This is a genomic window from Bradyrhizobium sp. AZCC 2289, from assembly GCF_036924615.1.
Classification (GTDB): Bacteria; Pseudomonadota; Alphaproteobacteria; order Rhizobiales; family Xanthobacteraceae; genus Bradyrhizobium.
On record NZ_JAZHRY010000001.1, the window covers coordinates 3,808,836 to 3,821,148 of the forward strand.

A 12,313-nucleotide genomic window follows, 5' to 3' on the forward strand; every position below is an offset into this window, starting at 1 on the left:
ATTTTGGGATGCCGCCGCTGGTCCGGACCATTGGAATTTCAAAACATTATCCCTCCGGGGGGACGATCATCCATGCGGTATCAAACGTGTCGCTCTCGATCGAGCACGGCGAGTTCGTTGCAATCCGCGGCCGCTCGGGTTCGGGGAAGTCGACCTTGATGAGCCTTTTGGGTCTCCTGGAGCGGCCGGATTCCGGCGAATATGCGCTCAGGGGCCGAGAAGCTGCAAGGCTGAGCGAGGATACGCGCGCGGCCATCAGGAGAAAAGACATCGGCTTCATATTCCAACTGCCAGCCCTCCTGCCGCGGGCAACCGCGCTGGAAAATGTCGAACTTCCTCTTGTTTACGCCGGCGTTCCTCGCGCCAAACGACGTCGCACAGCCAAAGATGCGCTTGACCGCGTAGGCTTGGCTGACCGCAGCCATCATTGGCCGAATCAACTTTCGGGAGGAGAGCAGCAGCGGGTTGTCATTGCCCGTGCGATGGTGAACGATCCTGCCCTCATCCTGGCCGACGAACCGACCGGCTCACTGGATAGCAGCACCAGCGACGAGATTCTGTCTCTGTTCGAGGGCCTTCATCGCGATGGTCATACGATCATCATGGTTACGCATGCCGCCGAAGTCGCCAATCGCGCGCGACGACAGATCACCCTGCACGATGGACGAATCATCGAGGACGCCGTGGCATCCGGCAAGCGTTCGCTCCTGAACGCCATCCCGTTGGATTCTTCCCAATGAGTCCCCTGGAGAGTTTACGAATCTCCACCCGAGCGCTTCGCGTCAACAAACTGCGGAGCGCCTTGACCATGCTTGGGATCGTCGTTGGCGTCGCAGCCGTAGTCTGCATGGTATCGGTGGGAGCCGGCGCACAAGCGGAAGTTTCGGAGAAGATCCGCACACTTGGAGCCAACCTCCTGCTGGTCATGCCCGGAGCCCGAAACGCCGGGGGAGCGAGGCTCGAATCCGGAACACAGCCGACGCTGACCGAAGAGGACGCCGCGGCCATCCGCCGCGAACTGGTGGATGCGCAGGTCGCGGCCCCGCTGCTGTCGCGTTCCATGCCCCTCGTGGCCGCAAACAGGAACTGGGTGACGCTGGTGGCTGGAATTAATGCCGACTATCTGGTGGCTCGCGAATGGCAAGTTGCCAACGGCCGATCCTTCACGGGCGAGGAGATCGCATCCGGAGCCAAAGTTGCCATCGTGGGATCGGTTATCATCGAAGAGCTCTTCGATGGGCGTGCGGGAATAGGAGAGACGTTTCGGATTGGCAACGTCCCATTCACCGTGATTGGTGTGCTGGACAACAAGGGGCTGGGCGCAGCTGGCCGCAGCCAGGACGATGTCGTGTTCATTCCGCTGTCGACTGCGCAGAGCCGCGTGCTCGGCGCCGTGCGCGGCACGACCCGCCAAGCACTGGATTTCATCTCGATCAAGGTGTCGGATGCGACCGCGATGTCGGAGATGGAACGCGAGATCGAGGCGTTGCTTCGGCAGCGGCACCGCATTCGCGGGGATGCCCCCAGCGATTTCAGGATCGAGAATCCGGCGGATGTCCTGATTGCACGCGGGGCCGCTGTGCGGACACTCGGAATTCTGTTAATCGCTGTGGCCGCGGTTTCGCTGGTCGTTGGCGGCATCAGCATCATGAACATCATGCTGGTTTCGGTGTCCGAACGCACCCGCGAAATCGGCTTGCGCATGGCCGTGGGGGCCAGCCGCCGCGATATCCGGTGGCAATTCCTGATCGAAGCCTTGATCCTGGCGCTGATCGGCGGGCTGGTGGGCGCGGCGTTGGGAGCCGCGGCAGCGGTCGCAATCGCCTGGAAAGCTGGCTGGCCTATCCTGATCAGCCCCTGGGCTGTCATCCTGGCTTGTGGATTTGCAGGGTTCGTCGGAATTTCGTTTGGCCTCTATCCGGCCCATCGGGCCGCGCGGCTTGATCCGATTGTGGCATTACGCTTCGAATAGACGCGAGGGCTGAACTCTAATGTCCATCCTCTTAAACTGTCCGATGAGAGAGCCGCGTGACCAACGCTCCGATCGCCGCGCCGGTTCCGGCGTCGATATAACAATTCGACGATTATCGAAGCATTCCTGTCGAAATAATCGCCATGATGATGTTCATCCGCCGGTCGGAATCGGACCGGTGCTGGATGTTCACAGGAGAAAAATATGGCAGCGTCGAATCAAAACCTGGTCGTGACCGCATTCTGGGAAACCAATCCGGGCGAGGAAGGCGCGATTGCGAACCTTCTGAAGGATTTTCTGCCGCAGGCGCAGCAGGAACCGGGCGTGAAGCAATTTCAGATCCACCAGAACATATCGAAGCCGCGGGAATTCTTCTTCTACGAGGTGTTCGCGGGAGAGGCCGCCTTCGCGGACCATCAGCAAACCGAGCACTTCAAGAACATCATTGTCGGCCAGGCGGTCCCCAGGCTTGCAAAACGCGAGCGGTCCCAGTTCCGGTTCATCTGACCTCAGGGCCCGACTCAAAACGTCTTGTGGCAAATCGGCTTCGCCGCCTGGAGCCCCGATTCTGATCGAATCAGAATCGGGGCTCCAACTTTTGTTCTCACACGTTTTCTTTACAAGAACCGGCCTTCGTCAACTTGACTTGTAATTGTATCACTGACACATTCAACCTTAAGATAATCCGCGGTCCCGGAGTTGCACGCGCAATGGCGTGTCGCGTCAGGCCACCGGTCCAACCGGCGATCACGTCATGTCCGACTCATGGGAGCACACCGATGGCTAATCCGCTCACGCTCTACGTCCCGATCAAGCAGGATCCGATCACGCAAGCCGAAGCCAAGCTCGCCTATGCCAACTTCGTGTCCAGCGTCCAGCACGGACTCGACGGTTCGCACATCGTCCACTACGCGCGCCTCGCGCTGATTCCCAATCCCGGCGGGACGGGGATTCTGGCGATCTGCCTGATCACGACGTTCGACGGGCCGATGAATCCCTATCTCAAATTCTTCTGGAACAACGGCGCGCTTCAGAAGGTGTTCTCGGGGTTGGCCGCGATTGCGCTCAATCCACCCAATCCGCCGGTTACCGACCTGACCGGATTCGAGAACTTCATCAACAACAACAATCTCAATAATCCGAACGATCTCTATAACACATATCCGCAGACCGTCCGGCAGATTCAAGGCGCGTTTCCACACCCGGCGTAACGGCGTCACGCGCCTCGTCCATGACTGCATCCAGCATCGAGGCCTCGGCCGGCGTGACCGGCTGATGACGGACACCGGAAGCGACTTCGCATGACCAACACCCCGATGCCACCGCCCGATCCGCGCAATGTACAGGGCATGATCCTGCGCGGCTACACGCATCCCTATTCGTGCCATATGCTGTTCACTTTCGCAGGGAAGCCGGGCGCCGCCGGATTCATCCGCGCGCTGCTTCCTTATGTTCAATCCGCACAGGACTGGGGCGACGACAAGCCGGCGCGGATGCTCAATATCTCGCTCACCTACAACGGCATCGTGACGTTCGAACCTGCGCTGGCCGGTCAATTCCCGACCGAGTTTCAGCAAGGGCCCTGGTCCCAGGGGTCGCAAGCATCGCTGGGAGATACCGGCCCGAGCGATCCGAGCCTGTGGTGGAACGGCTACGCCAAGGACGCCATCCACTGCATCGTCCATGTCTACGGGATGACTGCCGATGCGCTCGACAGCCTGGTCGCGACCGTGTCGCAGGCCGCCCAGGCCAACGGCGTGAGCGAGTTTCTGCCGCTCAAGTCGGGGAGCGGCCGGCTGGAAGAATACGCGCCGCTACGCGACTTCATTCACTTCGGCTACCACGACGGAATTGATAATCCCGCGCTCGGCTGGCCGCCCGATCCCGCGTCCACCGACCCGAGCGACGCCAACAACTTTCTGATCGGCTATCCCGGATCGGCATTCTCGCCGGGACCGGAAACCGGGGCTGCAGGCAAATTTGCCAAGGACGGGTGCTACAACGCTTTCCGCATCCTCTATCAGGACGTCAAGGCTTTCGATCAATTTCTCACCGACAACGCGCCCAAGGTCGTTGCGGCGATCGGCGGCTCGCAGGATCAGGCCATGGAATGGCTGGCGGCCAAGCTGGTCGGCCGCTGGCGCAATGGCTCGCCGCTCATCCTGTCACCCGATGCGCCGGATCCGAAGACCAGCGACGCCACCAAGTTCGGCTATTCGGGCGACACCGCCGCGTTGAAATGTCCGTTCGCGGCGCATTCCCGCGTGGCGAACCCACGCGACGAGCCGACATTCCCCGGCACCGACACACCGGTGCCGCGCCTGTTACGCCGCGGGATGCCCTATGGCGCGCCGCCGGCACCGCCGGACTACGACGGCGAGCGCGGCCTGATCGGTCTGTTCCTGTGCGGCGCGCTGGCCGGGCAGTTCGAACAGCTCTATTCATGGATCAACGTCAATAATTTCAGTGACGTGTTTTCCCCCAATCTGGACACGCAGGATGCTCTGATCGCCAACCGCATCCCGCCGCCCGCCAGCGACCCGTCGTTCACGATTCCGGTTCCGAACGGCAATCCGATCAAAATTCCAAGCCTGCCGCAGTTCATCGTAACGCGCGGGACGGCCTATGGCCTGCTGCCGAGCATGGCGACGCTGCGGAGCCTTGCGGGGACGTAGCCTCCGGCCAGGCATGCGGCGTCGCGCATCAACGGATCATGGCGATATCGCCGCTGCGCCAGCCTCGGCGGCGCGGCGCTTCAACAGATCATGTTCCCGCTTGTTGCCGGCAAGTTCTGCCGCCGCTTCGAACGCCGCGCGCGCCTCTTCGTAGCGGCCAAGCTTGTGCAGCAGATCGCCGCGCACGCTCGGCAACAGATGATAGGCTTTCAGCACGGGCTCGTGCGCGAGCGCGTCCACGATCGCAAGCGCGGCCTGCGGGCCGTCGGCCATGCCGACCGCCACCGCGCGGTTGAGTTCGATGATGGGCGAACGCACCAGCGCTGAGAGTTCGGCATAGAGTCCCGCGATGCGCGGCCAGTCGGTGGCCTCCGGTGTGCTCGCCCCGGCGTGGCAGGCGACGATGGCGGCCTGCAAGGCGTAGAAGCCGCCGGCGCCGCCGAGCTCATGCGCGCGCTTCAGCGCCAGCATGCCGCGGCGGATCTGCAGCCGGTCCCAGAGGCCGCGGTTCTGATCCATCAGCAGAATGGGATCGCCGGCCTGGTCGGTGCGCGCCGCGATGCGCGAGGCGTTCAGCTCCATCAGCGCCAGCAGGCCGTGGGCTTCCGCTTCAAGCGGCGCGACCCTGACCAGCACACGGCCCATGCGAAGCGCATCGTTGCAGAGTTGCGGCCGCAGCCACTCCTCGCCGCGTGCCGCGGTGTAGCCTTCGTTGAAGATGAGATAGACGACCTCCAGCACTGAGGCGAGCCGCTCCGAAAGTTCTTCGCCGCGCGGGGTTTCGTAGGCGAGTCCGGATTCCGAAAGCGTCCGCTTCGCCCGCACGATGCGCTGGGCGATGGTCGCCTCCGGCAGCAGGAAGGCGCGCGCGATCTCTTCGGTGGTCAGGCCGCAGATCATGCGCAGCGCCAGCGCCGCGCGGGCCTCGCGCGACAATCGCGGATGGCAGGCGGTGAAGATCAGCCGCAGCAATTCGTCGCCGATATCGTCGTCCAGGGCCGCGTCCAGATCCGGCATCGCCTGCTGCTCCTGCGCCAGATCGAGCGCGACCATGCCGTGCTTGCGGGCCAGCATCCGGCCGCGGCGCAAATGATCCAGCGCCCGGCGTTTTGCCGTCGCCATCAGCCACGCACCGGGCTGTTCCGGCACCCCGGCCGCGGGCCAATGTTCGAGCGCCGCCAGCAGCGCTTCCTGCGTCAAATCCTCGGCCAGCGGCACATCGCGCAGCATCCGCGACAGGCTGGTGATCAGCCGCGGCTGCTCGATGCGCCAGACCGCGAGGATCGTGCGATGGACGTCGGCGGCCGTCATCGCCGCCGACGTCGTTCAGCCGGCCCGGCCATCAGGCGTGGGCGCTCACATTGACTTGGCAGGCGCCGTCCATGCCCGGGGTCGCGAAGGCGCGGACCTCGCAGGTTCCATCCCAGCCCGGCATGTGTTCCCGGTGGAGCTGCATGAACTCGACGGCCGCCGCCACGGCCTCTTCCTTGTCCCGGAGCTCGAAGATCGCGTAGCCGCCGATCATCTCCTTGGTCTCGACGAACGGGCCGTCGACGACGCTGAGCTTGCCGTCGGTGATGCGCACCTGCGCGCCGGTCTGGACCGGCATCAGCCCGCCGTTGTCGATCATGCGGCCGGCCTTGATTTCCCGGTCGGCGAGCTTGGCCATCGCCTCCATTAGCGCCGGCGTCGGCGACCGAGGGGGTTGCGAGGAGGTGACGATATACATGAAGCGCATAAATGAACTCCTGTTGGGCGAGAAGCGGCAATTATTACCGCAAAACTGTCTCGCTATAGGGATCGACGATCCAGCCGGGGCCGGATCGACACGCGTTTCGGAAAAATTTCGCCCCGGTTCCCGGGAGAATGCCCGAATCGGCCGGCTGAACCGTCCGTGCGCCTACTGCCCCCGGACCATGATCAGCGGATCGGCGCTGTCGGGCACTTTTCGCCACTGCGCGTTGTCGTCCGCCTCGAACTGCCAGGTCTCGCCCTTGGCCGACATCAGCAGCATCTGGCCATGATCGAGCCGCCATTGCGTCGGTGCGAAAGCCGAGATCGCGGCATCGCATTTCGGCTTCAGAAAGACCTGGAAATTATCCTGGCTGGCCTCGGTGTTGGTCAGCGTCAGGCCGCAGATCGCCTGGCCGTTGCCGCGCACCATCGACCAGTCGCCGATCATCTGGTCCATCGATTTGGCCAGCGAACGGGCGGCCGCGAGATTTTGCAGGATGTAGACGCCCTCACCGGTTCGCAATCCCTCGAAAATGCCGCTCTCGACTTCGGTGAAGTCGACCACCGCCTCGCCGTTGGCACTCTGCAGCCGGACGATATCGCCGAGGCCCTTGATGTTCCAGGCGACGATATCCTTGGTGAACGGCAGCGCAGCGGCGCAGCCGGGCTCGAGTTCGAGCTTGAGGCCCTGCGGCGTCGTATCGCTCTTCAGCGTGACGACGCAGGTCTTGCTGCGATCGGTGGTGGCGAGCTCCCACTGGCCGACCATGTCCTTTTTCAGGGTCGAGGCATCCTGCGACCACACCGGCGATCCCGAGGATCCCAGCACGGCGAGCAGCGCCAGCGGCGCTGCAACCGCGACCCGGATGCGACCGCCGGACATCAGCGCCCCTTCACCGGAGTCTCCGCGACGGGCGTCAGCGGCGGCTTGCCGGCAAACCAGTTCTTCAGATTGTCGACCACGAGCTGATCCATCGCATTGCGCGTGACCACGGAGGCCGAGCCGATATGCGGCAGCAGCACGACGTTCTGCATCGCCTTCAATTCATCCGGCACATTCGGCTCGTTGGCGAACACATCGAGCCCGGCCGCCAGAATGGTCCCCGACTTCAGCGCCGCGACCAAAGCCTGCTCGTCGACGACCGAACCGCGCGCCACGTTGATCAGCACGCCGCGCGGCCCAAGGGCCTTGAGCACATCGGCATTGATCATCTTCGCGGTGGAGGCGCCGCCGGGCACGATCACGATCAGCGTGTCGACCGCCTTCGCCATTTCCATCAGGTCGGGATAATGCTTGTACGACACGCCTTCGGCCGGCTTGCGCGAGTGATAGGAGACCGGAACGAGTGACGCTTCCAGACGTCGTCCGATCGCCTGGCCGATCCGGCCCATGCCGACGATGCCGATCTTGCGATCGCGCAGCGAGCCGACGCTCAAGGGGTAATTCTGCGTCTGCCACAGGCCCGAGCGCAGATAGCGGTCAGCCTTGACGAATTCGCGCAGGGTCGAAATCAGCAGTCCCATCGCGACGTCGGCGACCTCTTCGGTCAGCACATCAGGCGTATTGGTGACGACGATATTGCGCTCGCGCGCGTAGGCGGAATCGACGTGGTCGTAGCCGACGCCGAAGCTGGCGACGATCTCGAGCTTTGGAAAATGCGACAGCGCCTTCCTGTCGGCCGGCACCGTATGATAGGTCACCGCGATGCCGCGGGTCCTGGCCAGCACATCGGGCGTCAATCGCTCGAGGTCGCCCCGGCTTTCCGCCATATGCAGGACGAACTGGTCCGAAAAGCCATTCTCAAGGATCGGCCTGACCGGCCCGTAGACCAGCAAATCGACCTTTTCAGAGGAGATATTTCCGGCAGTCATCAGTTTTCCTTTCCAAGCGCGCTTTCGTGCCAGCGCCGCAGTACCAGATGCGAAATTAGCGCCAGCACACCATAAATGACAATCCCGGCGAGCGAGAGCAGCAACAGCGCCGCGAACATTCGGGGAATGTTGAGACGATAGCCGGACTCGGCTATGCGAAAGGCAAGACCGGAACCGGCGCCCGCGGTCCCCGCCGCGATTTCGGCGACCACCGCACCGATCAGGGACAGGCCGCCTGCGATCCGCAAGCCGCCGAGGATGAAGGGCAGCGCGGCCGGCAATTTCAGGTAACGCAGCGTCTGCAGCCGCGACGCGCCATAGAGCTGAAACAGCCCGGCCAGATTGCGATCGACCGAATTCAGTCCGAGCGTGGTGTTGGAAAGCACCGGAAAGAAGGCCACGATCCAGGCGCAGACGATCACGGCGGTCTGTTGCTGCAGATAGATCAGCAACAGCGGCGCAATCGCAATCACCGGCGTGACCTGCAGGATCACGGCATAGGGGAACAGCGAATATTCCAGCCATTTCGATTGATTGAACAACAGCGCCAGCGCGACGCCGCCGGCTGCCGCGGCCAAGAACCCTTCAAGCGTCGTCAGCAGGGTAACGCCCAGCGATTGCGACAGCACCGGCCAGTCGCTGACCAGCGTCTGAAACACCAAAAGAGGTCCCGGCAGCACAAAGGGTTTGATATCGTTGACGCGGACCACGAATTCCCAGATCGCGATGCCCAAGGCAAGCACGACGACGGGAAGCAACAGGCGGAAAAGATTCTGCGTTGAACTCATGCGCCTGACAGCCCGGAGTAGGACGGCGCCAGCGCACGCGAAACCTCGCGGCAGTAGCCGGCATAGCCGGCCGACATCCGAAAATCCTCGACCCGCGGTTCCGGCGTGTCGATGCGAAACTCGGCGCTGATGCGTCCGGGCCGCGACGTCATCACGATCACCCGCTGCGACAGATAAACCGACTCGAACACCGAATGGGTGACGAAGATGACGGTCTTGTGCAGATTGCGCCACAGCGCCAGCAGATCGTTGTTGAGCCGGAAACGGGTGATCTCGTCGAGGGCCGCGAACGGCTCGTCCATCAAAAGGATATCCGGATCGGTCACCAATGCGCGCGCCAGCGACACCCGCATCTTCATGCCGCCGGACAATTCGCGCGGATAGGCGTCGGCAAATTCGGCGAGTCCGACCTGTACCAGCGCCTCGCTGACACGCGCATCCGCTTCGGCCGCCGGCGCCTGCGCGAGTTTCAGCGGCAGCCGGACATTTTCCCGCACGCTGGTCCACGGCATCAGGGTCGGCTCCTGAAAGACGAAGCCGATGGCATGTCCCGCGCGCGCGGTGCGACGGGACAATTTGACCGTGCCTGAACTCGGTGCGCTAAGCCCCGCGATCAGCCGCAAGGCGGTCGATTTTCCGCAGCCGGAGGGGCCGAGCAGGGAAACGAATTCGCCCCTGACCACGTCGAGATCGAACGGTCCCAGCGCCGTCACGCCATTGTCATAGATTTTCGTCACGCCGCGCAGGCTCACCGCGAGCCCCGAGGCGCGGACGCCGGTTTCGGACAAGGTGGGCTCCGCCATCGGGTTCAGTTCTTCGGCCGCAAATCGAGACCAACGGCCTTGTTGGCAAAGCGCAGCGTATACGCCTGCCGATAATCGATGTCGCGGCGGACGACGCCGGCACGGACCATCTTGTCGAAGAAGCTCGCCATCCGCTCGTCGGTGATGGCGCCGATGCCGTTCTTCAGGGAATCGCCGGAATCGACGATGCCATACTCCTTCATCTTAGCGACGGAATAGGCCAGCAGCTCGTCGGTCATGTCAGGGTTGAGCTGCTTGATCATCGCATTGGCCGGCTTGTTGTCGCCATAGAGATAATTGTACCAGCCGATGACGGACGCGTCGACGAAGCGCTGAACCAGGTCGGGCTTCTTGTCGACGATCTCGCGGCGGGTCTCGATCAGGGTCGAATAGCTGTTGAAGCCATAGTCGGCCAGCAGGACAATTCCGGGCTTGAAGCCTGCGGCCTTTTCGACCGCGTAGGGCTCGGAGGTGACATAGCCCTGCATCGCGCTTTGCTTGTTCACGATGAATGGCTGCGAGTTGAAGGTGTAGGGCTTAACCTTGCTCTCGCTGAAGCCATATTCGGATTTCAGCCACTGGAAATAGCTCGTCATCCCTTCCTTCGACACCAAAAGCGTCAGCGGCTTCAGATCCTCGAGCTTGGTAACTTTCACTTCCGGATGGGTGAGCAGGACCTGCGGGTCCTTCTGGAAAATGGCGGCGACCGTCACCAGCGGCACGTTGTTGGCCACCGCATCGAATGATTGCAGCGTGTTCGCGCTCATGAAGAAGTCGAGCTTGCCGGCGGTCAGCAGCATCCGGTTGTTGTTGTTGGGACCGCCGGGCACGATGGTGACGTCGAGCCCGTAATTCCTGTAGGTGCCGTCGGCAACGGCCTGGAAGAAGCCGCCATGCTCGGCTTCCGCGACCCAATTGGTTCCGAACGAGACCTTGTCCAGGGTCTGGGCGCGCGCAGGCACGAGCGCCGCAATAACGGCGAAAACAGCCGCGGTTAACGTTCGCGGCAAAAAGGCCGGGTTCATGGTTGGACTCCGTCGATCATTCTGGCCCATAATAGGTGGTTGTGGACGTGGATCACGTCCTCTGGACGTGAATCACGCCCGAGGGCAGGGATCACGTCCCCGGAAGGACTAACAAACTACCTCGCAAATTCGTCCAATGAAACGCTTCGCTTGATGACCTCTCCCCTTCCGCCCCGCGACTGGACCGACATCCATTGGCCCGATATCGCAGCAAGCGAGCCCGCGCGCTGGATCGCGGTGCTGCCGCTGGCGGCGACCGAACAGCACGGCCCGCATTTGCCTCTCGGCACCGACGTCATGATTGCGGAGGCCTATCTGGCGCGGGTGCGGGAACGTCTGGCGGACACGATCCCCGCCACCTTCCTGCCGCTGCAGCCGGTCGGCATTTCCACCGAACATCTCCATTATCCGGGCACGCTGACGCTGCCCACGGACATCGCGTTAAAGACATGGATGGCGCTCGGCGAGAGCGTCGCGCGCGCCGGAATCCGCAAGCTGGTGATGGTGACGAGCCATGGCGGCAACAGTGCGGCCATGACGCTGGTCGCGCAGGATTTGCGCGCGCAGCACGGACTTTTGGTAGTCACCACGAGCTGGTCGCGCTTCGGTACGCCGGAGGGACTGTTTCCAGCGGAAGAATTGCGCCACGGCATCCATGGCGGTGCGATCGAAACCTCGATCATGCTGGCGCGCTATCCGGAAACCGTGCGCCAAGCGGCGATCGCGGATTTTCGTCCCGCGAGTATCGCGATGGAAAAGGATTATCGCTGGCTTTCGGCGCACCGGCCGGCGCCATTCGCGTGGCAGGCGCAGGATCTCCATCCGAGCGGCGCCGCCGGAGACGCGACACAGGCCACCGCCGAGAAGGGCGAACAACTGCTCGATCACGGCGCCCGCGCGTTCTGCGAATTGCTCGCCGATGTCGATAACTTCGACGTGATGAAGCTTTCAGACGGCCCCTGCGGATCGTCTAAGTAACTGTATTATCTAGCGAATAGTCCATATCCGGACATCGTCGATCGCGATTCGAACCGGAATCGAAAAGCCTCCGTCCAACTGGGCATGCGGACCACATGGCCGCTTAAAACCGGATGGAGTTTCTCATGTCGATCAAGACCAGGATTGCCGCTGCTGCCCTCGCTGCCCTTGCCGTTACCGGTACGATCGCGTCCACCACCCAGGCACAAGCCAAGCCGATCGGCTGGGGCTGGGGCGTAGGCGCCGGCCTCGTCGGCGCCGCGATTGTCGGCAGCGCGATCGCCGCCAGCAATGACGGCTACTACTACGACGGTGGCTATCGCCGCTGCGTCTGGGTTCGCCAGTTCGACGCTTACGGCAACTATCTCGGACGCGTGCGTAACTGCGGTTACTGACGATCGACTTTTGGTTTGACGCGTTTTCCTCCCGCGACCGCCGTCTACCCCGGATCAAGTCCGGAGCAGGC

14 protein-coding genes are annotated in these 12,313 nt (G+C 62.8%); 7 read left to right on the top strand and 7 right to left on the bottom strand.

From position 1 onward, the window contains the following. Positions 1-8: 8 nt before the first annotated feature. From V1289_RS18170 to V1289_RS18190, 5 genes are all read left to right on the top strand, one after another. Positions 9-740, top strand: a complete 732-nt coding sequence (locus tag V1289_RS18170) for an ABC transporter ATP-binding protein (RefSeq protein WP_334398161.1) — start codon at positions 9-11, stop codon at positions 738-740. Positions 741-808: 68 nt separating this feature from the next. After that, positions 809-1,972, top strand: a complete 1,164-nt coding sequence (locus tag V1289_RS18175; protein ID WP_334398162.1) for an ABC transporter permease — start codon at positions 809-811, stop codon at positions 1,970-1,972. Positions 1,973-2,176: 204 nt separating this feature from the next. Further along, positions 2,177-2,479 carry a putative quinol monooxygenase gene (locus tag V1289_RS18180; RefSeq protein ID WP_334398163.1) on the top strand — a complete coding sequence of 101 codons (303 nt, stop codon included), beginning with the start codon at positions 2,177-2,179 and terminating at the stop codon, positions 2,477-2,479. 272 nt (positions 2,480-2,751) lie between these two features. Further along, positions 2,752-3,183: a hypothetical protein gene (locus V1289_RS18185; protein WP_334398164.1), complete on the top strand. Its 432-nt coding sequence runs from the start codon at positions 2,752-2,754 to the stop codon at positions 3,181-3,183. 90 nt (positions 3,184-3,273) lie between these two features. Beyond that, positions 3,274-4,647, top strand: a complete 1,374-nt coding sequence (locus tag V1289_RS18190) for a Dyp-type peroxidase (protein ID WP_334398165.1) — start codon at positions 3,274-3,276, stop codon at positions 4,645-4,647. 36 nt (positions 4,648-4,683) lie between these two features. Here V1289_RS18190 and V1289_RS18195 read toward each other — a convergent pair whose 3' ends face one another. From V1289_RS18195 to V1289_RS18225, 7 genes are all read right to left on the bottom strand, one after another. After that, positions 4,684-5,958 carry an RNA polymerase sigma factor gene (locus V1289_RS18195; protein ID WP_334398166.1) on the bottom strand — a complete coding sequence of 425 codons (1,275 nt, stop codon included), beginning with the start codon at positions 5,956-5,958 and terminating at the stop codon, positions 4,684-4,686. Between the two features lie 31 nt (positions 5,959-5,989). Next, positions 5,990-6,385 carry a YciI family protein gene (locus V1289_RS18200; RefSeq protein WP_334398167.1) on the bottom strand — a complete coding sequence of 132 codons (396 nt, stop codon included), beginning with the start codon at positions 6,383-6,385 and terminating at the stop codon, positions 5,990-5,992. A 162-nt stretch (positions 6,386-6,547) separates the two neighbouring features. Beyond that, the gene (locus V1289_RS18205; protein ID WP_334398168.1) at positions 6,548-7,264 is read right to left on the bottom strand and encodes an AprI/Inh family metalloprotease inhibitor; all 717 of its coding nucleotides are present in this window, start codon (positions 7,262-7,264) and stop codon (positions 6,548-6,550) included. Beyond that, positions 7,264-8,253 carry a 2-hydroxyacid dehydrogenase gene (locus V1289_RS18210; protein ID WP_334398169.1) on the bottom strand — a complete coding sequence of 330 codons (990 nt, stop codon included), beginning with the start codon at positions 8,251-8,253 and terminating at the stop codon, positions 7,264-7,266. Before V1289_RS18210 ends, V1289_RS18205 begins: the two co-directional genes overlap by 1 nt. Continuing rightward, entirely contained in the window at positions 8,253-9,041 is a 789-nt protein-coding gene (locus V1289_RS18215) for an ABC transporter permease (protein ID WP_334398170.1), read from the bottom strand. Before V1289_RS18215 ends, V1289_RS18210 begins: the two co-directional genes overlap by 1 nt. Beyond that, positions 9,038-9,844 (bottom strand): ABC transporter ATP-binding protein, encoded by an 807-nt coding sequence (locus V1289_RS18220; protein ID WP_334398171.1) that lies wholly within the window; start codon positions 9,842-9,844, stop codon positions 9,038-9,040. The genes V1289_RS18215 and V1289_RS18220 overlap by 4 nt, the downstream gene beginning before the upstream one ends. Positions 9,845-9,849: 5 nt before the next feature. Then, entirely contained in the window at positions 9,850-10,869 is a 1,020-nt protein-coding gene (locus V1289_RS18225) for an ABC transporter substrate-binding protein (RefSeq protein ID WP_334398172.1), read from the bottom strand. 153 nt (positions 10,870-11,022) lie between these two features. Here V1289_RS18225 and V1289_RS18230 point away from each other — a divergent pair, with 153 nt between their 5' ends. Together V1289_RS18230 and V1289_RS18235 are read left to right on the top strand one after the other, a co-directional pair. After that, entirely contained in the window at positions 11,023-11,847 is an 825-nt protein-coding gene (locus V1289_RS18230) for a creatininase family protein (protein WP_334398173.1), read from the top strand. A gap of 125 nt (positions 11,848-11,972) precedes the next feature. Further along, positions 11,973-12,242, top strand: a complete 270-nt coding sequence (locus V1289_RS18235) for a hypothetical protein (RefSeq protein WP_334398174.1) — start codon at positions 11,973-11,975, stop codon at positions 12,240-12,242. Positions 12,243-12,313 lie beyond the last annotated feature (71 nt).

Coding starts and splice junctions, on each gene's coding strand:
- V1289_RS18170 (WP_334398161.1), top strand. CDS start 9: ATGCCGCCGCTGGTCCGGACCATTGGAATTTCAAAACATTATCCCTCC.
- V1289_RS18200 (WP_334398167.1), bottom strand. CDS start 6,385: ATGCGCTTCATGTATATCGTCACCTCCTCGCAACCCCCTCGGTCGCCG.
- V1289_RS18195 (WP_334398166.1), bottom strand. CDS start 5,958: ATGACGGCCGCCGACGTCCATCGCACGATCCTCGCGGTCTGGCGCATC.
- V1289_RS18230 (WP_334398173.1), top strand. CDS start 11,023: ATGACCTCTCCCCTTCCGCCCCGCGACTGGACCGACATCCATTGGCCC.
- V1289_RS18185 (WP_334398164.1), top strand. CDS start 2,752: ATGGCTAATCCGCTCACGCTCTACGTCCCGATCAAGCAGGATCCGATC.
- V1289_RS18205 (WP_334398168.1), bottom strand. CDS start 7,264: ATGTCCGGCGGTCGCATCCGGGTCGCGGTTGCAGCGCCGCTGGCGCTG.
- V1289_RS18190 (WP_334398165.1), top strand. CDS start 3,274: ATGACCAACACCCCGATGCCACCGCCCGATCCGCGCAATGTACAGGGC.
- V1289_RS18225 (WP_334398172.1), bottom strand. CDS start 10,869: ATGAACCCGGCCTTTTTGCCGCGAACGTTAACCGCGGCTGTTTTCGCC.
- V1289_RS18215 (WP_334398170.1), bottom strand. CDS start 9,041: ATGAGTTCAACGCAGAATCTTTTCCGCCTGTTGCTTCCCGTCGTCGTG.
- V1289_RS18220 (WP_334398171.1), bottom strand. CDS start 9,844: ATGGCGGAGCCCACCTTGTCCGAAACCGGCGTCCGCGCCTCGGGGCTC.
- V1289_RS18175 (WP_334398162.1), top strand. CDS start 809: ATGCTTGGGATCGTCGTTGGCGTCGCAGCCGTAGTCTGCATGGTATCG.
- V1289_RS18180 (WP_334398163.1), top strand. CDS start 2,177: ATGGCAGCGTCGAATCAAAACCTGGTCGTGACCGCATTCTGGGAAACC.
- V1289_RS18235 (WP_334398174.1), top strand. CDS start 11,973: ATGTCGATCAAGACCAGGATTGCCGCTGCTGCCCTCGCTGCCCTTGCC.
- V1289_RS18210 (WP_334398169.1), bottom strand. CDS start 8,253: ATGACTGCCGGAAATATCTCCTCTGAAAAGGTCGATTTGCTGGTCTAC.